The sequence below is a fragment of the Herbiconiux sp. A18JL235 genome (assembly GCF_040939305.1).
Lineage (GTDB): Bacteria > Actinomycetota > Actinomycetes > Actinomycetales > Microbacteriaceae > Herbiconiux.
Map to the genome: position 1 here is coordinate 3103737 of NZ_CP162511.1, position 17222 is coordinate 3120958.

17 protein-coding genes are annotated in these 17222 nt (G+C 70.8%); 6 read left to right on the top strand and 11 right to left on the bottom strand.

What is annotated here, in order from left to right; all coding sequences use genetic code 11:
* Positions 1–9: 9 nt before the first annotated feature.
* The 4 genes from ABFY20_RS14485 to ABFY20_RS14500 all read right to left on the bottom strand — a co-directional run bounded on the left by ABFY20_RS14485 (position 10) and on the right by ABFY20_RS14500 (position 4818).
* Positions 10–1209, bottom strand: coding sequence for a glycoside hydrolase family 3 N-terminal domain-containing protein (locus tag ABFY20_RS14485; RefSeq protein WP_368496936.1), 1200 nt, complete (start codon positions 1207–1209; stop codon positions 10–12).
* Positions 1210–1271: 62 nt separating this feature from the next.
* Entirely contained in the window at positions 1272–2441 is a 1170-nt protein-coding gene (locus ABFY20_RS14490; RefSeq protein ID WP_368496937.1) for an acyl-CoA dehydrogenase family protein, read from the bottom strand.
* 43 nt (positions 2442–2484) lie between these two features.
* Positions 2485–3057 carry a gamma carbonic anhydrase family protein gene (locus ABFY20_RS14495; protein ID WP_368496938.1) on the bottom strand — a complete coding sequence of 191 codons (573 nt, stop codon included), beginning with the start codon at positions 3055–3057 and terminating at the stop codon, positions 2485–2487.
* A 60-nt stretch (positions 3058–3117) separates the two neighbouring features.
* Positions 3118–4818, bottom strand: coding sequence for a Na+/H+ antiporter (locus tag ABFY20_RS14500; RefSeq protein WP_368496939.1), 1701 nt, complete (start codon positions 4816–4818; stop codon positions 3118–3120).
* A gap of 43 nt (positions 4819–4861) precedes the next feature.
* Between ABFY20_RS14500 and ABFY20_RS14505 the strand changes: the two genes are divergently transcribed.
* The gene (locus tag ABFY20_RS14505) at positions 4862–5269 is read left to right on the top strand and encodes a sortase (protein ID WP_368496940.1); all 408 of its coding nucleotides are present in this window, start codon (positions 4862–4864) and stop codon (positions 5267–5269) included.
* A gap of 5 nt (positions 5270–5274) precedes the next feature.
* Positions 5275–6513 (top strand): low temperature requirement protein A, encoded by a 1239-nt coding sequence (locus tag ABFY20_RS14510; protein WP_368496941.1) that lies wholly within the window; start codon positions 5275–5277, stop codon positions 6511–6513.
* Here ABFY20_RS14510 and ABFY20_RS14515 read toward each other — a convergent pair.
* Positions 6510–6725, bottom strand: coding sequence for a helix-turn-helix domain-containing protein (locus ABFY20_RS14515; protein ID WP_368499802.1), 216 nt, complete (start codon positions 6723–6725; stop codon positions 6510–6512). The genes ABFY20_RS14510 and ABFY20_RS14515 overlap by 4 nt on opposite strands.
* Positions 6722–7204 carry a DUF2975 domain-containing protein gene (locus ABFY20_RS14520; protein ID WP_368496942.1) on the bottom strand — a complete coding sequence of 161 codons (483 nt, stop codon included), beginning with the start codon at positions 7202–7204 and terminating at the stop codon, positions 6722–6724. Before ABFY20_RS14520 ends, ABFY20_RS14515 begins: the two co-directional genes overlap by 4 nt.
* Positions 7205–7309: 105 nt before the next feature.
* Here ABFY20_RS14520 and ABFY20_RS14525 point away from each other — a divergent pair, with 105 nt between their 5' ends.
* Positions 7310–8086 (top strand): ferritin-like domain-containing protein, encoded by a 777-nt coding sequence (locus ABFY20_RS14525; RefSeq protein WP_368496943.1) that lies wholly within the window; start codon positions 7310–7312, stop codon positions 8084–8086.
* 27 nt (positions 8087–8113) lie between these two features.
* Here ABFY20_RS14525 and ABFY20_RS14530 read toward each other — a convergent pair whose 3' ends face one another.
* Positions 8114–9913, bottom strand: coding sequence for an AMP-binding protein (locus ABFY20_RS14530; protein WP_368496944.1), 1800 nt, complete (start codon positions 9911–9913; stop codon positions 8114–8116).
* 37 nt (positions 9914–9950) lie between these two features.
* Between ABFY20_RS14530 and ABFY20_RS14535 the strand changes: the two genes are divergently transcribed.
* Complete coding sequence (locus ABFY20_RS14535) at positions 9951–10103, top strand: hypothetical protein (RefSeq protein ID WP_171703955.1); 153 nt, start codon at positions 9951–9953, stop codon at positions 10101–10103.
* A gap of 54 nt (positions 10104–10157) precedes the next feature.
* On the opposite strand, the gene ABFY20_RS14540 is transcribed toward ABFY20_RS14535, so the two are convergent.
* From ABFY20_RS14540 to ABFY20_RS14550, 3 genes are all read right to left on the bottom strand, one after another.
* Complete coding sequence (locus ABFY20_RS14540; RefSeq protein ID WP_368496945.1) at positions 10158–10367, bottom strand: hypothetical protein; 210 nt, start codon at positions 10365–10367, stop codon at positions 10158–10160.
* 104 nt (positions 10368–10471) lie between these two features.
* Positions 10472–11182, bottom strand: a complete 711-nt coding sequence (locus ABFY20_RS14545; RefSeq protein ID WP_368499803.1) for a hypothetical protein — start codon at positions 11180–11182, stop codon at positions 10472–10474.
* 151 nt (positions 11183–11333) lie between these two features.
* Positions 11334–12935, bottom strand: a complete 1602-nt coding sequence (locus ABFY20_RS14550) for a methyltransferase (protein ID WP_368496946.1) — start codon at positions 12933–12935, stop codon at positions 11334–11336.
* A gap of 79 nt (positions 12936–13014) precedes the next feature.
* Here ABFY20_RS14550 and ABFY20_RS14555 point away from each other — a divergent pair, with 79 nt between their 5' ends.
* Together ABFY20_RS14555 and ABFY20_RS14560 are read left to right on the top strand one after the other, a co-directional pair.
* Entirely contained in the window at positions 13015–14634 is a 1620-nt protein-coding gene (locus ABFY20_RS14555) for a carboxylesterase/lipase family protein (protein WP_368496947.1), read from the top strand.
* 149 nt (positions 14635–14783) lie between these two features.
* Entirely contained in the window at positions 14784–15545 is a 762-nt protein-coding gene (locus ABFY20_RS14560; RefSeq protein ID WP_368496948.1) for an HAD-IIB family hydrolase, read from the top strand.
* A gap of 54 nt (positions 15546–15599) precedes the next feature.
* On the opposite strand, the gene ABFY20_RS14565 is transcribed toward ABFY20_RS14560, so the two are convergent.
* Positions 15600–17204, bottom strand: a complete 1605-nt coding sequence (locus tag ABFY20_RS14565; RefSeq protein ID WP_368496949.1) for a Na+/H+ antiporter — start codon at positions 17202–17204, stop codon at positions 15600–15602.
* Positions 17205–17222 lie beyond the last annotated feature (18 nt).

A 17222-nucleotide genomic window follows, 5' to 3' on the forward strand; every position in this document is an offset into this window, starting at 1 on the left:
TCGGCGGCCTCAGCGGGCGCCGGCGACCCAGAGGGTGCGGCGGAGCTCGAGGAGGCGGAGGGCGGCTTCGTCGATGCGCGACTCGGGAATGGTGCCGGCGCGCACGGCCGACGCGATGGCCGCCGAGAGGGTCGGCACGTCGACGGTGCTGTTGTAGAGCAGCAGGTCGTTGCCGGCGGCGACCGCGGCGATGGCGTTCGTGGTGCGGTCGGCGTAGGCGTCGACGCCGGAGTTCTCGAGCATGAGCAGGTCGTCGGTGACGGCGACGCCCTCGAAGCCGAGCTCCTCGCGCAGCACGCGGTGCCACTCGGGCGACAGGGATGCGGGGGCACCGTCGACCGAGGAGTACACGAGGTGCCCGAACATCACCATCTCGGCGCCGGCGTCGACGCCGGCCTGGAAGGGCGGCGCGTCTTCGGCGAGCCACTGCTCGTAGCCCAGGTCGGTCGTCGGAATGGAGGTGTGCGAGTCGCCGCCCGCCGCACCGTGGCCCGGGAAGTGCTTGAGGGTCGAGACGACACTCCCCCGTTCGGCCGCCACCGCCGCCGCCACCCGGGCACTCGCCGAACCCGGATCGGCCCCGAGCGACCGCTCGAAGATGAACGACGACGGGTCGGAGGTGACGTCGGCGACGATGCCGAAGTTCACCGTCATGCCGGTCGCATCGAGCAGCGCGGCGCGCTGGGTGAAGGCCTCGGTGGTGGCCTCGACCGGCTCCGACTTCAGCGTGTCGGCAGCGGGATAGCCGTCGTCACGCAGTCGCGCCACGATGCCGCCCTCCTGGTCGATGGCGATGAGGGTGGCGAGCCCGTCAGACTCGTGGAGCGCACCGGTGAGCGCCGCCGCCTCCGTCGCGCTGCCGGGAACGTTGTCGCCGAGCAGCAGCAACCCGCCGGGCTTGGTGGCGACGAGGTAGCCCTGCAGCGCCGTCGGGTCGCTGCCCGCGACGTGCACCATGAACATCGAGGCGATCTTCTGCTCGAGGGTCATCGAGTTCAACCGAACCTCGGCATAGGCACGGATGCGCTCCTCGGCCGAGAACGCCGGGAACGCCGCCCGCAGACGGGCGGGTTCGGTTGCGGCGGGCGTGGATGTCGCGGCGGGCGTGGAGGTCGCGGCGGGCGTCGGCGCAGCCGTCGAGGTCGCCGGCGTCGCGGCGCCGGCAGGGCCGCCGGACGTGACTGCGGCCGCACCGAGCACTGCGCCCACCAGAAGCACCCCCGCCGCCGCGCGAACGCGAGACGTGACGAGGCGCGAGGGCTGCCGGCGCATCACTCCGGCACAGGCCCGAGCAGAGCGTTCGCGACTGTCGAGTGGGCTGACTCGCCGTCGGAGGGGTGGAAGATGCCCGCGACGACGTCGCGGTAGAGGCGACCGAGCTCGCTCGAGGAGGCGATGGCCGACCCGCCGGAGACCCGCAGCGCCAGGTCGACGACCTCGCGCGCGGTCTCGGTGGCGCGCACTTTGAGGCCGACGAGCTTCGGGAACCAGGCCGCCCCGTGGGCGACGAGCTCGTCGACGTCGCGGGCGAGCGCGTCGATCTGCGGCGGGATGCCGTCGTGCAGGATCGCCGCCTCCGCCACCTTCCACCGGATGTCGGGGTCGTGGGCGTAGGGGCGCCCGCCCGCCTTCAGCGAGGTGCGCCGATGAGCGGCCTCGACGGCGAGCTCGATGGCCCGCTGACCGATGCCGGTGTAGACGGCGGCGAGCAGGATCTCGAAGGTCGAGAAGATGCCGAAGATGAGCGGGTCGGGGCTCGGGCCCACCGCGAGCTTGCGGAACACCCGCTCGGCCGGCGCCACCGCACCGTCGAGGATGGTCGTGTTGCTCTGGCTCGCCCGCATGGCCAGTGTGTCCCAGTCGGAGAGCGTCTCGATTCCCGGCGTGCCCCGCGTGAGGAAGGCGTGGACGAGGCGGGGCGACTCGGGGTCGGAGTCGTCGCGACCGAAGACGCCGAGTCTCGTCCACACCGGTGACAGCGAGGTGAAGATCTTGCGGCCGGTGTAGGCGTAGGAACCGTCGGCGCCCGGCACCGCTGCCGTCGTCGACCCGAACAGCACGAGGTCGTTGCCCGCCTCGCTGTTGCCGAAGGCGAAGATCTCGCCGGCCGCAGCATCCTGCAGCACCCAGTCGAGCGAGGTGTCGCCGCGGTCGCGGAGCACCTTGGCCACCCCCGTCCAGACGAGGTGCATGTTGACGGCGAGGGCGGTGGCGGGCGCTGCCGTGGCCAGCCGCGTCTGCTCGTGGGCCACCCGGGCGAGGCTGAAGCCGAGGCCCCCGAACTCCTCGGGGGCGAACATGCGCAGGTAACCGATGTCGGTGAGCTCGCGGAGGTCGTCGTCGGGGAAGCGGTTCTCGCGGTCGTACGTCGCCGCCCGCGACCGGATGCGAGCGAGCAGCTCGTCGTCGATCAGCGAGTCGGCAGGGGTCGGATCTGCCATGCCGTCAGCGTACCCGCGCCCTCTGACAGCGGCATGGGTGGGCTCAGCCGAACAGGCCCCACTCCCCGCTCCTGTCGGCGGAGGACTCCCCATCTTCGGCTCCGACCACGACGGCGGCCGCGTGCCCCGGCGTGAGCTCGAGGTATCGCCCCGCGTTGCGGAGGATGCCCGCCCGCTCCTCCTCCGAGAGCGAGCGCCGCACCTTCGCCGGCACCCCCGCCACCAGCGACCCCGGCGGCACCACGGTGCCTTCGAGCACCACGGCCCCCGCCGCCACCAGCGACCCGGCGCCGATGACCGCGCCGTTCAGCACCGTCGCGTTCATGCCCACCAGGCTGCCGTCTTCGACGGTGCACCCGTGCAGCACCGCACCGTGCCCGACGCTCACCCCCGCACCCACCGTCACGGGGCTGCCGAGGTCGGTGTGCACCACCACGTTGTCTTGCAGGTTCGAGCCCTCACCCAGCACGATCGGGTCGTTGTCGCCGCGGAGCACGGCCCCGTAGTACACGCTCGACCGTGCAGCGAGGGTGACCCGGCCGATGACGGTGGCGGTCGGCGCCACCCAGGCGTCGACGGCGATCTCGGGGGTGGCCCCGTCGTAGCTGATGATCATCGAGACTCCTTCGTCGTGTGCTGCTCGTCGTGTGATGCTCGTCGTGTCGTGCTCTCGCCGCTACAGCCTGAACCCGAGCCGCGACACGATCGCCGCCTCCTGGTAGTCGAGCTGCTCCAAGAACTCCCGCGCGGCGTCGTCGTCGAGGCGGTTCGCGTCGCGCTCGTCGGCGACCGCGTCGCGCTGCGCCTTGAGCACCCGGCGGTAGAGGGTGCCGAAGGTCTCGCCGTAGGCGCTTCTGCGCTCCACCTCGGCAGCGTCGACGGCGTCGCGCTCTGCGTCGGCGGACTGCCGCTCGGCCATGGCGGCGACCCGCTCGACGAGCGACGGATCGACTCCGGGCGGCGGCGAGGCCACGAACTCGGCGAGCACCTTCGACGACGCCTTCCGCGCCACTTCGAGTGCACGGGCGGCCTGCTCCTCGTCGAACTGCTCCTGCTTCGGGTCGCTGAGCTTCAGCGCGCGGATGAGGAACGGCAGCGAGAGCCCCTGCACGAGCAGCGTTCCCACCGCCACGATGAACGCGATGGCCTGGATCTCGGCCCGCCCCGGGAACGGCTCCCCCGAGGCCAGCAGCACCGGAACACCCGCTGCGGCGGCGAGCGTGACGACCCCGCGCATGCCCGTCCAGGAGACGACGAGGCTCTCCTTCCAGCCGAGGAACACCGGGAACCCGCGCGGGCGCCTGCCGCGCGCGACGCGAGCCTCGTTCTCGCGCTGCACCCGTTCGCGCATCCGCTCGTCTGAGGCGAACTTGCGCCTCATCAGCTTGTCGCCCAGGAAGTTGCGCCCGAACGACAGGAACACCCACACCGGCCTGATGAACAGCACCACGAGCAGAACGAGCGCGCCGGCCCCGAAGACCGCCCACACCGACTGCCCGGCCTCCTGCAGATCTTGGATGACGAAGCGCAGTTGCAGCCCCATGTAGGCGAACACGAAGGCCTCGAGCAGCACGTCGAGCGAGCTCCACACCTGCCGCTCCTGCAGCCTGGTCTGGTAGCCGGCCCGGCTCGACGACGAACCGATCGCGAAGCCCGCGGCCACCACCGCGAGCACGCCGGAGGCCTCGAGCTGCTCGGCGAGCAGGTACGCGGCGAAGGGCACCACGAGCCCGAGCACCGTCTCGAGGCTCGAGTCTTTGAGCAGTCGACGGATGGCCGTGGCCACGAACGCGAGCACCAAACCGACGAGCACGCCCACGAGCGCGCTGTACCCGAACAGCAGCACGGGGTTCTCGAACAGTGTGTGGGTGCCCACGACGGCGGCCAGCGTGATGCTGAACATGGTGAGCGCCGCGGCGTCGTTGACGAGGCTCTCGCCGGTGAGGATCGACATCACGCGCTTCGGCAGGCCGAGCTTGCGGCCGATCGCGACAGCGGTGACGGCATCGGGCGGGGCGACGATGGCCCCGAGGATGAGCGCGGTCGCGAGGGTGAGCGACGGCACGATCCACGATGCGAAGCCCCCCACCACGAACGCCGTGACGACCACGAGGCCGACGCCGAGCCCGACGATGGGGCGGAAGTTGCGGGCGAAGGAGACGAAGGAGAAGTTGAGCGCCGCCGAGTAGAGCAACGGCGGCAGCACGAGGCCGAGGATGATCTCGGAGTCGAGCTCGAGACGGGTGAAGCCCGGGATGAAGGAGGCGGCGAAGCCGACCAGCGTGATGACGAGGGCAGGCTGGAGACCGCGTCGCTGGGCGATGCCGGTGACGGCGATCGCCCCCACGATCACGAGAAGCAGCTGGACTCCGTTCACGGTGCCACCCTAGCGGAGGCCTCCGACGCCCTAGTCTGATGTCATGGACGACCCGATCGACGCAGTCTCGTTGATCACCGAAGTGCTCAGCTGGATCGGCGTCGTGACCGGGATCGTTCTCGTGGTGGCGGGGTTGATCCGCCGGGCCGTCTTCACCGGCTGGCAGCAGACGCTCGGCGTCGTCGTGATCGACGGCCGCGGGGAGCGGGTGTACCGCTGGCTCGGCGACGACGGGGTGCTGTACGAAGCGCCCGCGAACGACGACGAGACGCAGGTGCTCGAGCCGGGCGACGACGTCTCGGTGTACGTGAATCCGCGCGATCCGTCGGTGGGGCGCGTCGACGACCCGTCGCATGAGGGCAGGGCGCTGCGCACCACCGGCTGGATCCTGCTCGGGCTCGGCGTCGTGGCGATCGTCGTGCAGTTCGTGCTGTTGTTCGTGGCGGGTTGAAGCGCGTGTCGAAGCCGAGCCGCCCGCACGCCCTCTCTGGCGTGGTTCCCCTGGTACGGATGCGGGGGCGCGACGTCGATGAGAAGGAGCGCGTCTCCACCCCGCTCGAGCTGCTCTTCGACCTCACCTTCGTGGTGGCCGTCTCCTCGATCGTCACCCAACTCGCGCACGCGGTCGCCGAAGACCACGTCGCGATGGCCGTCCCCAACTTCCTCATGGTGTTCTTCGCCATCTGGTGGGCGTGGCTGAACTTCACCTGGTTCGCCTCGGCCTACGACACCGACGACGTGCCCTACCGCCTCTTGACGATGCTGCAGATGGGCGGCGTGCTCGTGCTGGCCGCCGGGGTGCCGAGCGCCTTCGAGAACGGCGACTACCTGCTCATCACCATCGGCTACTTCATCATGCGCATCGCACTCGTGGTGCAGTGGTTGCGGGCGGCGGCGCAAGACCCGGAGGGCCGGGCCACCGCCCTGCGCTACGCCCTCGGCATCTCGGTGGTGCAGGCGCTCTGGATCGTGAGGCTGTTCACCACCGGCGGTCTCCCCGACGGCTGGCAGATCGCGATCTTCGCGTTTCTCGCGGTGTGCGAGATGGCGGTGCCGTTGTGGGCCGAGCGTCCGCGACAGACGAGGTGGCACCCGCATCATGTCGCCGAGCGCTACTCCCTGTTCGTCATCATCCTGCTGGGCGAGTCGGTGCTGGCGTCGAGCGTCGGGGTGCAGGGCATCGTGAGCGCGGGCGCGGGGTCGGGGCCGTTCGTGCTGATCGCCGCCTCGGGTCTCGCGCTGCTGTTCGGGTTGTGGTGGATCTACTTCCTCGAACCGGCCCACGAGGGTCTCGAGCACAACCGCTCCTGGTCGTACTTCTGGGGGTACGGGCACTACGTGGTGTTCGCCGCACTCGCCGCCGTGGGCGCGGGCATCGAAGAGAGCGTGGAGGCGTTCGGGCACGAGATCGAGGCGCCCATCCAGGTCATCGGGTGGGCGATCGCCCTCCCCGTGGCGGTGTTCCTGGTCGCCATGCAGGTGCTCTACCGGCCGCTCATCGGGCGCACGGTCATCCCGGCATGGCTGTCGCTCGGGGCAGCGGCGGTCATCCTGCTGCTGCCGCTCCTCACCGAGGCGATCGCCCTGCCGTTCGTGGTGCTCCTGATCACCCTGGTCGTGGCCGCGGTCGTCGCGGTCACCATCCTCGTGCGCCGCCCGCGCGGCGAGAACCTCCTCCCGACGCCGACGCCCTAGTCCTCCGGTTCGTCGACGTGGCGCAGGATGTCGCCCGGCTGGCAGCCGAGCACCGAGCAGATGGCGTCGAGCGTCGAGAAGCGCACCGCCTTGGCCCTGCCGTTCTTCAGGATCGAGACGTTCGCCACCGTGATGCCCACGGCTGCCGCGAGGTCGCTCACCGACATCTTCTGCTTCGCCAGCTCCACGTCGAGGTCGATCACGATCATCAGACCACCTCGGAGAGCTCGTCGTGCAGCTGCATCGCGGTGTGCAGCAGGTGCCGCATCACGACCACCAGCAGCGCGAGCGCTGCCGCAGCCCCGGCGATGGCGGCGGCGAGCACCGCGACCGTGGCGCCCTGCGCATCCGTCGCCGCCCCTGTGACGAGCAGGTAGATCAAGCCCGCCGCCGAGATCGCCGCCCCGACCGCGAGCGCACCGATGGCGGTGTCGACCCAGCGGTCGGAGCGCCGAGCCACCTCGAAGATGCGCGCGTCGCGCGCCAGCGAGACCAGCGCCCACACGCACACGAGCACGACCTCGATGCAGACGAGCCCGCCGACGGCAAGCACCGTCACCACGGTGGCTGCAGGTGTGCCGACGCCGAGCATCTCCTGGGCGAGTGAGCCGCTCGTCACCTGGGCCGTGACGGCGCCGGCGAACAGCAGGGCGAGGAGGGCACGCAGGGCGCCGATGACGATGGCTGGCATGGGTCTCCCGTCGACCGATCTTCGACATGAATTTATCGATATTCGTGCATTTCATATCGTTTTTCGATATGTTAACGAACTCCACCTTACCGCAGGGGGTGCACGATGATCCAGCAGACAGCCACCGCGATGCCCGATGTCGACCTCGACGCCGACGTTCCCCACCGGCTGAGCAGTCCGTTCACGGAGTGGGCCGACTACTTCGAGAAGAACCTCGAGCGGCACGCCCGCCTCGACGCCACGATCCCGTGGCAGAGCACGACACCGCTCTCCGCCTTCGACGCCGCGGCCATCGCCCGGTCGCTGCAGCGCTTCGAGCTCGGCGAACGGGGCGAGGGCACGAGCCTGCGCGCCAAGGCGCGACTGCTCGACGACCCCGTCTACGACACGACCCTCGGCTTGTTCGTCGCCGAGGAGCAGAAGCACTCGGCGCTGTTCGGCCGTGCCCTCGAGCGCTTCGGCGTGCATCCGCTCGGCGCCCACTGGTCTGACGCCGCCTTCGTGCGACTGCGGCGACTGCTCGGGCTGCGCACGGAGATCATGCTGTTCCTCATCGCCGAGACGGTGGCGCTCGAGTACTTCTTCGCGCTCGAGCGCTCCGACGACCCCGTCATCAGGGGCGTGGCGCGGCGGGTGCTCACCGACGAGGTCGAGCACATCCGCTTCCAGGTGGCGCAGCTGCAGCTGTTCTTCGCCGGGGCCACGACGGGAACACGGATGCTCGCCGCCGCAGCATCCTGGATCGTCGCCGTCGGCGCCGCCACCGTCATCGCCCTCGACCACGGCCCCGCGCTCCGCATCGGCGGCATCGGGCCGGTGCGGTTCTGGGGGAAGGGCCTCCGGCACTTCCGCCGCGCGCTGAGGTCGGCACTCGCGCCGTGAGGGGAGGAGTGGGCCGCGGGCTGCGCCCTACTTCGTGTCGTCGTCCTTCGTGTCGTCGTCGAGGAGGTCGCGGAGCTCGCGGCGCAGCACCTTGCCGACGTTCGACTTCGGGAGTTCGTCGCGGAAGAGGATGCGCGTGGGGCGCTTGTAGCCGGCCAGCTCGCCCTTCAGGTAGGCGCGCAGCTCGCCCTCGGTGAGCGACGGATCGCTCGGCACGACGAAGAGCACGATGGTCTCGCCGGAGCGGTCGTCGTCGACGCCGATGACCCCCGCATCCTTCACCTTGGGGTGGAGCATCGCCACCTCCTCAACCTCGCTCGGGTAGACGTTGAAGCCCGAGACGACGACCATGTCCTTCTTGCGGTCGACGATGGTGAGGAAGCCGTCGGGAGCCATGGTGGCGACATCGCCGGTGAGCAGCCAGCCGTCGCGGAGCACCGCGGCGCTCGGCTCGGGCTGGTTCCAGTAGCCCGACATCACCTGCGGGCCGCGTACGCAGAGCTCGCCGGGTTCGCCGAGCGGCACGACGGCGCCCTCCTCGTCGCGGATCTCGATGTCGGTCGACGGCAGCGGCAGCCCGATCGTTCCGACCCGCGGCGTCTCCCAGGTCGGGTTCACCGACACCACGGGCGACGCCTCGGTGAGCCCGTAGCCCTCGAGCATGTCGCCGCCCGTGACCTCGCGCCACTGCTGGGCGGTGGCGCTGCGCACCGCCATGCCACCGGCCACCGCGAGCTTCACACCCGAGTGGTCGAGCGCGCGGAAGCCGGGATTCTCCATCAGGGCGCCGGCGAGCGAGCTCACCAGGATCAGCACCGACGGCTTCGTCTTCGCCAGGGTCTTCACCAGGTCGTCGGTGTCGCGCGGGTTCGTGATGAGCACGTTGTGCGAGCCGTAGGCGAAGAAGGCCAGCGCATTCACCGTGAGACTGAAGATGTGGTACAGCGGCAGGGCCGCGATGACCGTCTCCTCCCCCTCGTGCAGTCGCAGCTTCATCGGCGCGAGCATCTGCGCCTGATTGGCGAGCAGGTTGTGGTGGGTGATGATCGCGGCCTTCGTGCCGCCTGTCGTACCACCGGTGTACTGCAGCAGAGCGGTGTCCTCCAGGCCCACCGCGGGCAGCCTCACCCCGGGGCCGCCGGCCGTGGTCGACGCTGTCGCCCGGCGAACGCCACCGAGCCTCGCGCCGCTCGCCAGCGCATCCCGCCATCGGGTGACGGAGACCGCAGAACCGCCCGGGAGGTCGTGCGCCGGCACCATGTGCCGCACCCGCTTCACGACGAAGTTGGTCACCACGCGCTTGAGCCCGGGCAGGAGGTCTCCCACCTCGGTGAGGATGACGTGCCGGATGCTCGTCTCGGCCACCACGCTCGCCAGCTTGTCGGCGAAGTTCTCGAGCACGACGATGGCGACGGCACCCGAGTCGACGAAGACCTTCTTCATCTCGTGGGCGGTGTAGAGCGGGTTCGCGTTCACGACGACGAGCCCTGCCTTGAGGGCTCCGTAGACGGCGATCGGGTACTGCAGCAGGTTCGGCATCTGCAGCACGATGCGATCGCCCTTGGCGAGGCCGAGGTCGCCCACCAGGTAGGCGGCGAACTGATCGGAGAGGCGCTTCACGTCGGCGAAGCTCAGCACCGCGCCGAGGTTGGAGTAGGCGGGCTTGGTGGCGAAGCGCGAGCAGGTCGCGTCGACGAGCTCACCGAGCGAGGAGAACGGCACCTCGTCGATCGTCGGAGCCAGCTTCGGAGAGTAGCTGGTGAGCCAGGGCCTGTTCGCGTAGTCGTTCATCGCCTCGTCGCTGTCGCCTTCTTCTCCGTCGAGCACATGGATGCCGTCTCACGCTACCCGCTATGGTCGAGCCATGAGCAACGACGACGACGAGTACGACCGCCCCAGTGGGTTCATGGGCCGCCTCGGCCGCGCCCGCGCGCTCACCTGGATCGTGATCGTCGGGCTCGTCGCGCTCAGCATCGGAGCCATCTCGATCGTGGTGATCCTGCAGAACTCGATGTGAGTTCGGAGGCGCGCCGCGGCGGGTCAGCTCAGGGGGTCGGCTCAGGGGGTCTGCTCAGGGGTTGAGCGCGGGTGAGCCCTCTTCGGGGGTGTTGTCGTCGACGAGCTCCTGGTCCCAGTCCTTGAGCGCCTGCTCGGCCTCTTCGCGGGAGTCGAACGGGCCGAGCGACGGGGCGCCCGGGAACTCCTCGGGGTTGAGGTCGGTGGTGACGAAGTAGGTCACGATGTCGTCGTTCTCGTGCTCGACGATGCGCAGGTCGGTCATAGCGCCGACTCTACCGACTCAGACGGGCGGATGCCGGGATCGCCCGTGTGGGGCGACCCCGGCATCCGGTCGTGAGGGTGGGACGGGTGGGTCTCAGGCGGGGCTCAGAAGTCGAAGCCGCCACCGAAGTCGCCGCCGCCGAAGTCTCCCCCGCCGCCACCGAAGTCGCCGAAGCCGCCGCCCCAGTCGCCGCCGGCGTCGGCGGAGACGTCGCCGCCGGCATCCGCACCGGGGTCTGCCCCGGCGTCGGTGCCGCCGTCGCCTGTATCGGTGCCGGTGTCGGTGCCGGTGTCGCCCGTGTCGGCGGCCTGATCGACCCCCGGGTCGGGGAGGAAGGCGCTCACGAGCGCCGAGCCGATGACGTAGCCGGCCACGGTGCCGAGCAGCGACGAGGCGACCATGCCGCCGAAGCCCATGCCGCCGCGACCACCCGCGCCGCCGCCGTTGAACGAGCGCTCGAGGGTGCCGGGCTGCCGCAGCTCGGAGCGGGTCGCCGATTGGGCGAGCGACCGCGGGTCGTCGCCGCGGGGCTGCTCGCCCGCCGGGGCGTTCTCGCTCAACTGCTGGAACAGGATGCGGCGCTGCTCGGGCGTGAGCTTCGTGAACGCCTCCTCGTGCACCTGCTCGATGGTCTCGGGCGGTGCGGTGCGGAGGAGGTACCGGTAGCGCTCGACGGCGATCTCGTCGTCGGTGCGGGCCGGCCGCGCGGGGTTCGCGGGCTGCGCCTGCGGGTACTGCTGCGCCTGCGGGTACTGCTGGTTCTGCGGGTACTGCTGCGGTTCTTCTCGGCCAAGGAGGCGGTCGAGGAATCCCATGGTGATCGCTCCGATCTCAGCGGCGCCGAACGCGCCGACACTGGATTCCATCCTGGTCTCGGAGTGTGTGGATCGGCTGAGCACCCGCCCCACCTCCGCTGTGCGGCACCCGGGTGACCGGCGGGAGGGCGGCGGTCGGCGGGCGGCGGGCCTACCCGGCCGGGAGGAGGAAGGCGTCGGAGACGAGGGCGCGCACGGCGGGGAGGAGGTCGGCGACGAGGAGGGACTCGTCGACACCGAGCACCTCGGCTAGGGCGGCGCAGAGGGCGCGCACGCTGAGGTCGCCGTCGCAGGCGCCGACGAAGGCGGCGAGCGCCGTGTCGAGGGGCGCGGTGCGGGCGAAGCCGCCGCCCTGGCGGAGGGTCATGACGACGGGGTCGTCGTGGCCGGGCCAGTAGTGCCGCTCCTCCGTGACGTCGGAGGCGTAGACCAGGGTCGACGCGAGGAGCGCGTCGTCGTCGCGGTGCGCCTGCCAGTCGTGTCCGGCGAGGCACGCCTCGAGGTGCGCCCCGAGCCCCGCCGGGTTCGAGCCGACCGCCTCGGCCACGCGCTCGTAGCGCGCCATCGCGGGGGTGGGCGCAGCCGATGCGGTCGCTCGAGCGCCCTCCGCCGGACGCCGCAGGAGGACGTACCCGAAGCCGACCTCGCGCACGCCGCGGGCGTCGAAGTCGTCGAGCCAGGCGCCGTAGAGGGCGGCGAACTCGGGTGTGCCCGGCCGGGTGCCGCCGTCGCGGATCCACGTCTCGGCATAGCTGGGTGCATCCTGCCGCTCGCGCTCGACGACCCAGGCGTCGAGCTCGGCACCACCCGACTCCACCCACGAGCGCACCCGTTCGAGCCCGTCGCTCCCGCCCTCCTCGGAGCCCGGCGGCGCGGCCCGGTACTCCCAGTTGCCGAGCAGCTGCGCGATGCCCCCTGGCGTCAGGTGATCGGCGGCCTCGCGCACGACCCTCTCGACGAGCGCGTCTCCGACGAGCCCGCCGTCGCGGTACTCGTACAGGGGCACGCCGTCGACCCGCGGGGTGATGACGAAAGGCGGGTTCGAGACGATGCGGTCGAAACGCTCGCCGGCGACGGGCTCGAACAGGCTGCCATGCCGGAACTCGATGCTCTCGATGCCGTTCAGCCGCGCGTTCAGCCGCGCGATGTCGAGCGCCCGCTGCGAGATGTCGGTCGCCACCACGCGTCGCGCGTGCCGCGAGGCGTGCATGGCCTGGATGCCGCAGCCCGTTCCGAGGTCGAGCACCGAGTCGACCGGCGTCGGGATCATGAGCCCGGAGAGGGTCGTCGACGCCCCGCCGATGCCGAGCACATGGTCTTTGTCGAGCGCGCGCCCGAGCACGGCTTCACCGAGGTCGGACACCACCCACCAGCTGCCGGCCCCCAGCGTGTCGACAAAACTGTAGGGTCGCAGGTCGAGTGCAGCGCGCATCCGGCCAGCATCGCCGCCTGCGGGCACGACCAGCCCGAGCTCTTCAGCCCCGGCCACCCTGAGTCGCGGAAACGCCGCCGCCACTTCGCCGATCGGCAGCGCCTGCCCGAGCAGGAACAACCGCGCGAAGCTCTCGACCGGCGTCGACGGGGTTCCGGATGCGCGCCCCGCGTCGAGCGCCCGCACCGCCGGCTCGGTCTGACCCCGGAACAGTGCCGCCGCCGCGGCGTCGCCCCAGAGGCCGTCGACCAGGTCGACGCGGTACCGGCCGGCGGTGAGGTCGTCGCGGAGGAGATCGATGAGGTGCTGCACGTGGTCCATTCAACAGCGTCCCGCCGACACCGGTGGCCAGGACGGAGAACGATGGTCGAGTGTCACCCGTCGTCGCTACAGTGACCTCATGGTTCTCACGAATGCCGATCCGCTCGTCGCCTCGACCGCGTCGGGCGCGGTGCGCGGGCAGCTGCTGAACGGCGTGCGGAGCTGGCGGGGAATCCCCTACGGGGCCCCGCCCACGGGCCCGCTGCGCTTCCGTGCACCTCAGCCGCCCGCGCCGTGGGACGGGGTGCGCGACGCTCTGCACTTCGGCAACGCGGCACCCCAGCACGAGAACAAGGCGGTCGCGCTGCCCGCGGGCGTCACCCAGTCGGAGGACTGCCTCTACCTCAACGTCACGGCACCCGAGACGGCCGGCACCGGTGCCGGCACCGGCGATCTCAAACCCGTCATGGTCTGGATCCACGGCGGCGCCTACGTCGCCGGCTCGAACGCCCAGCCGCTGTTCGACGGCACCCACCTCGTCGCGAACGGCGACGTCGTCTTCGTCGCCCTCAACTACCGCCTCGGCGCCCTCGGGTTCCTCGACTTCTCCTCGTTCTCAACCCCCGAGCTGACCTTCGAGACCAACCTCGGCCTCCGCGACATCCTCGCCGGTCTCGCCTGGGTGCAACAGAACATCGCGGCCTTCGGCGGCGACCCGGGCGACGTCACCCTCTTCGGCGAATCGGCGGGCGGCGGATGCGTCACCACCCTCCTCACCTCGCCGGCCGCGGCCGGCTTGTTCCATCGGGCCATCGCCGAGAGCTCCCCCGCCACCAGCGTGTACGGGCCGGAGCGGGCGGCACGCGTCGCCGCACGCTTCCTCGAGTTCGCGGGCGCGCATCCCGATGCGAGCGGTGCCGAGGGGCGACACGACGACGAAGAGGGCCCGCGCACCATCACCCCCGACGAGCTCCTCACCCTTCCGGCCGAGGTGCTGAGCCAAGCGGCGTTCGAGCTCGTCGCCGCCGTGTCGGCCGACACCCCGGGCACCCTCGCCATCGGGCCGGTGGTCGACGGCGACATCGTTCCCGTGCACCCGATCGAGGCGTACGAGGCCGGCAGCCAACTGGCGCTCCCCCTCATCATCGGCACGAACCGCGACGAGGCGTCGCTGTTCCGCCTCATGAAGTCGCCGCTCATGCCCATCACGCAGACCTCGGTGCACGCCATGTTCGAACAGATCGCGCTCGAGCGGCCCGAGCTCGACGTGGCGGCACTCGAACCGCGCATCGAGGGCGCGTACCCGCACTTCCCGCATCACCGCACGCCGTCGGAGGTGTCGCGCGACGCCGGCTTCCGCATGCCCTCGATCTGGCTCGCCGCCGCCCACAGTCACGTCGCCCCCACCCGCATGTACCGCTTCGACCACTCGACCCCCGCCCTACGGCTGCTCGGCATCGGAGCCACCCACGGCGCCGAGATCGCCTACGTCTTCGGCAACTTCGAGATCACGAAGAAAGACTTCAGCTTCAGGCTCGGTGGGCGCGATGCGGCCCATTGCCTGAGCGCCGTCATCCAGCACCGCTGGCTGGCGTTCGCCGCCGGTCGCGACGCCGTCGGTCCGGGCGGAGAACCCTGGCCGCTCTATGACGAGACGACCCGCAGCACCCTCGTCTTCGACCACGGGGAGACCGTCGTCGACGACCCGGATGCAGCGATCCGCACCGCCTGGGGTGACACGGTCGTGTCGTTCGGGTGACTACCGGCGTCGGCGGCTGAACACCGCATCCGTTTTCATCTGCGACAATCGAGTCGGCCTCCGGCGTGTTCGCGCGGAGTGGCCCCTCTGCTTCCACCACGCATCGCCGCCCCACCCGTTGAGGGCTCTGACTTGAGGAGAACACTGCTGTGACGACGAACGTGCGCCTTGTCGCTTTCGATCTCGACGACACCCTCGCGCCCTCGAAGGCCCCCCTCGACCCGCGCATGGCCGAGCTGCTGGTGAGGCTGCTCGACGCGGTGCCGGTGTGCGTGATCTCGGGCGGGCAGTTCGGGCAGTTCCAGTCGCAGCTGGTCGCGAACCTTCCCGAGGCGGCCGGGCAGAACCTCGAGCGCCTTCACCTCATGCCCACCTGCGGCACCCAGTACTACCGGTACGACAACGGTGACTGGGCGCAGGTGTACGCCGAGAACCTCACCGAGCAGCAGAAGACGGATGCGCAGACCGCGCTGGTCGACTCGGCCAAGAAGCTCGGGCTGTGGGAGGAGCAGACGTGGGGGCCCATCCTCGAAGACCGCGGCTCGCAGATCACCTACTCCGCACTCGGACAGCAGGCGCCCATCCCGGCGAAGGCCGCATGGGACCCGACGGGCGCGAAGAAGGAAGCCCTCCGCGCCGCCGTCGCGGAGCTGCTCCCCGAGCTCGAGGTGCGGTCGGGCGGGTCGACGTCGGTCGACATCACCCGCAAGGGGATCGACAAGGCCTACGGCATCAACCGGCTCGCCGAGCTCACCGGCATCCCGGCGGAGGAGATGCTGTTCGTCGGCGACCGCCTCGACGAGGGCGGCAACGACTACCCCGTCATCGTGACCGGCATCGCCACCCACGCCGTCGAGGGCTGGGAAGACACCGCCACCTTCATCGAAGGCTTCCTCGCCACCCGCGCCTGATCCGCGCGGCGCGCCGCCGCCCGCACCCGACCCGCGCGGGCGCCGCCGCGTGCCTTACTCCCCCCTGCTCGGCTTGCCGAGGTCGATCTCCGTCTCCTCCACGTCGATCTTCGCCAGCACCGCCTTCACGGCGCGCTCCTGGTACCGGCCCTCCGCGCGGGCGGCGAGCACCGCATCCCGCTCGGCCGCGATCATCACCCGCCGCAGCCGCGCGTAGGCCTTCGCGGGCGGCTCCGCCCCCTCCTCCCCCGGGTTCTGCAGCGCGTCGTTCAAGAAGTTCGCGTTGATGCGGAGGCGGTCGACGACGCGCTGGTCGACCGCATCCGTCACCTCCTCCTCGAGCCGCGCGAGCCCCACGGTCTGGGCCTCGGCCATGAGCATGTGCACCTCGCTCTGCTCCTGGCTGAAGTCGGGCGGGGGCAGCTTCAGCCGCCTGATGACGAACGGCAGGAACGCCCCGCCGAGCAGCGTTCCCACCACCACGACGAACGCGAGGAACTGCAGGAACGAGCGCCCCGGCGTCTCGACCGGCAGCAGGAACACCGCCGCGAGCGTCACCACGCCCCGGATGCCCGCCACCGACACCGCGAGCCCGTTGCGCCAGCTCCACCCGCGCTCGCGCAGCCAGCGCGGCCCGAAGCGGTAGACGGAGGTGGTGAAGAGCATCCAGAGGAGGCGGGACAGGAACACGGCGAGCAGGAGCGCCGCCGAGATGAGCACCGTCGGCCACACCCCGGGGCTGTCGGCGACCGCGCCCTGGAAGATGCCGAACAGGCTCAGTCCGATGAACAGGAACACCGCGTTCTCGAGCAGGAACTGGATGGTGCGCCAGTTGAGCGACTCGGCGATGCGCGCCTGGGCGGTCTGGATGACGGGTGCCCTGAACCCCAGGAACAGCCCGGCCACGACGACCGCCAGCACCCCCGACCCGTGCAGCAGCTGCGCCGGGATGAACGCGAGGTACGGCGTGACGAGCGACAGACTCGTGTCGAGCACGGGCGACTTCAGCTGCTTGCGGATGAACCCGAGCCCGAACCCGATGGCGAGCCCGAAGCCCACCCCCACGACCACGGCGACGACGAACTCCAGCACGATGCCCCACGGCGTGAGCGCTTCGGCATTCGGATGCGCGGCGGCGACGATCGCCGCGATCGCCGCGTTCAGCGCCACCAGCGCCGTCGCATCGTTCAGCAGGCTCTCGCCCTCGAGCACCGTGACGAGCCGTCGGGGCAGGCGCAGCTTGCCGGCGATCGCGGTGACGGCCACCGCATCCGTCGGTGCGACGACAGCGCCGAAGGCGAAGGCGGCCGCGAGCGAGATGGCGGGGATGACGAGCCAGGCGGTGAGGCCGACGGCCACGACGGTGAACGCCACGAGGCCCACCGAGAGCAGCAGGATGCCGTCGCGCCTCGCCCGCACGTCGGCGAAGGAGGTGCGGATGGCGGCGGCGAACAGGAGCGGCGGCAGCAGCCCGTACAGGATGAGGTCGGGCTCGACCTCAATCGTCGGCACTCCCGGGATGAACGAGACCACGGCCCCCACCACGACGAGCACGATCGGCGCCGAGATGCCGGCGCGGCCGGCGAGGCCGGTGACGGCGACCGTGGTGACGATGAACGCGACGATCCAGATGATGGTGCCGAGGGTCTCTCCGTCCATTCCTCGATTATGTGGGGT

Excerpts from the sequence above, each read along its gene's own strand:
- ABFY20_RS14490 (WP_368496937.1), bottom strand. The coding sequence starts at position 2,441 with ATGGCAGATCCGACCCCTGCCGACTCGCTGATCGACGACGAGCTGCTC.
- ABFY20_RS14495 (WP_368496938.1), bottom strand. The coding sequence starts at position 3,057 with ATGATCATCAGCTACGACGGGGCCACCCCCGAGATCGCCGTCGACGCC.
- ABFY20_RS14505 (WP_368496940.1), top strand. The coding sequence starts at position 4,862 with ATGGACGACCCGATCGACGCAGTCTCGTTGATCACCGAAGTGCTCAGC.
- ABFY20_RS14520 (WP_368496942.1), bottom strand. The coding sequence starts at position 7,204 with ATGCCAGCCATCGTCATCGGCGCCCTGCGTGCCCTCCTCGCCCTGCTG.
- ABFY20_RS14525 (WP_368496943.1), top strand. The coding sequence starts at position 7,310 with ATGATCCAGCAGACAGCCACCGCGATGCCCGATGTCGACCTCGACGCC.
- ABFY20_RS14535 (WP_171703955.1), top strand. The coding sequence starts at position 9,951 with ATGAGCAACGACGACGACGAGTACGACCGCCCCAGTGGGTTCATGGGC.
- ABFY20_RS14540 (WP_368496945.1), bottom strand. The coding sequence starts at position 10,367 with ATGACCGACCTGCGCATCGTCGAGCACGAGAACGACGACATCGTGACC.
- ABFY20_RS14545 (WP_368499803.1), bottom strand. The coding sequence starts at position 11,182 with ATGGGATTCCTCGACCGCCTCCTTGGCCGAGAAGAACCGCAGCAGTAC.
- ABFY20_RS14550 (WP_368496946.1), bottom strand. The coding sequence starts at position 12,935 with ATGGACCACGTGCAGCACCTCATCGATCTCCTCCGCGACGACCTCACC.
- ABFY20_RS14555 (WP_368496947.1), top strand. The coding sequence starts at position 13,015 with ATGGTTCTCACGAATGCCGATCCGCTCGTCGCCTCGACCGCGTCGGGC.
- ABFY20_RS14565 (WP_368496949.1), bottom strand. The coding sequence starts at position 17,204 with ATGGACGGAGAGACCCTCGGCACCATCATCTGGATCGTCGCGTTCATC.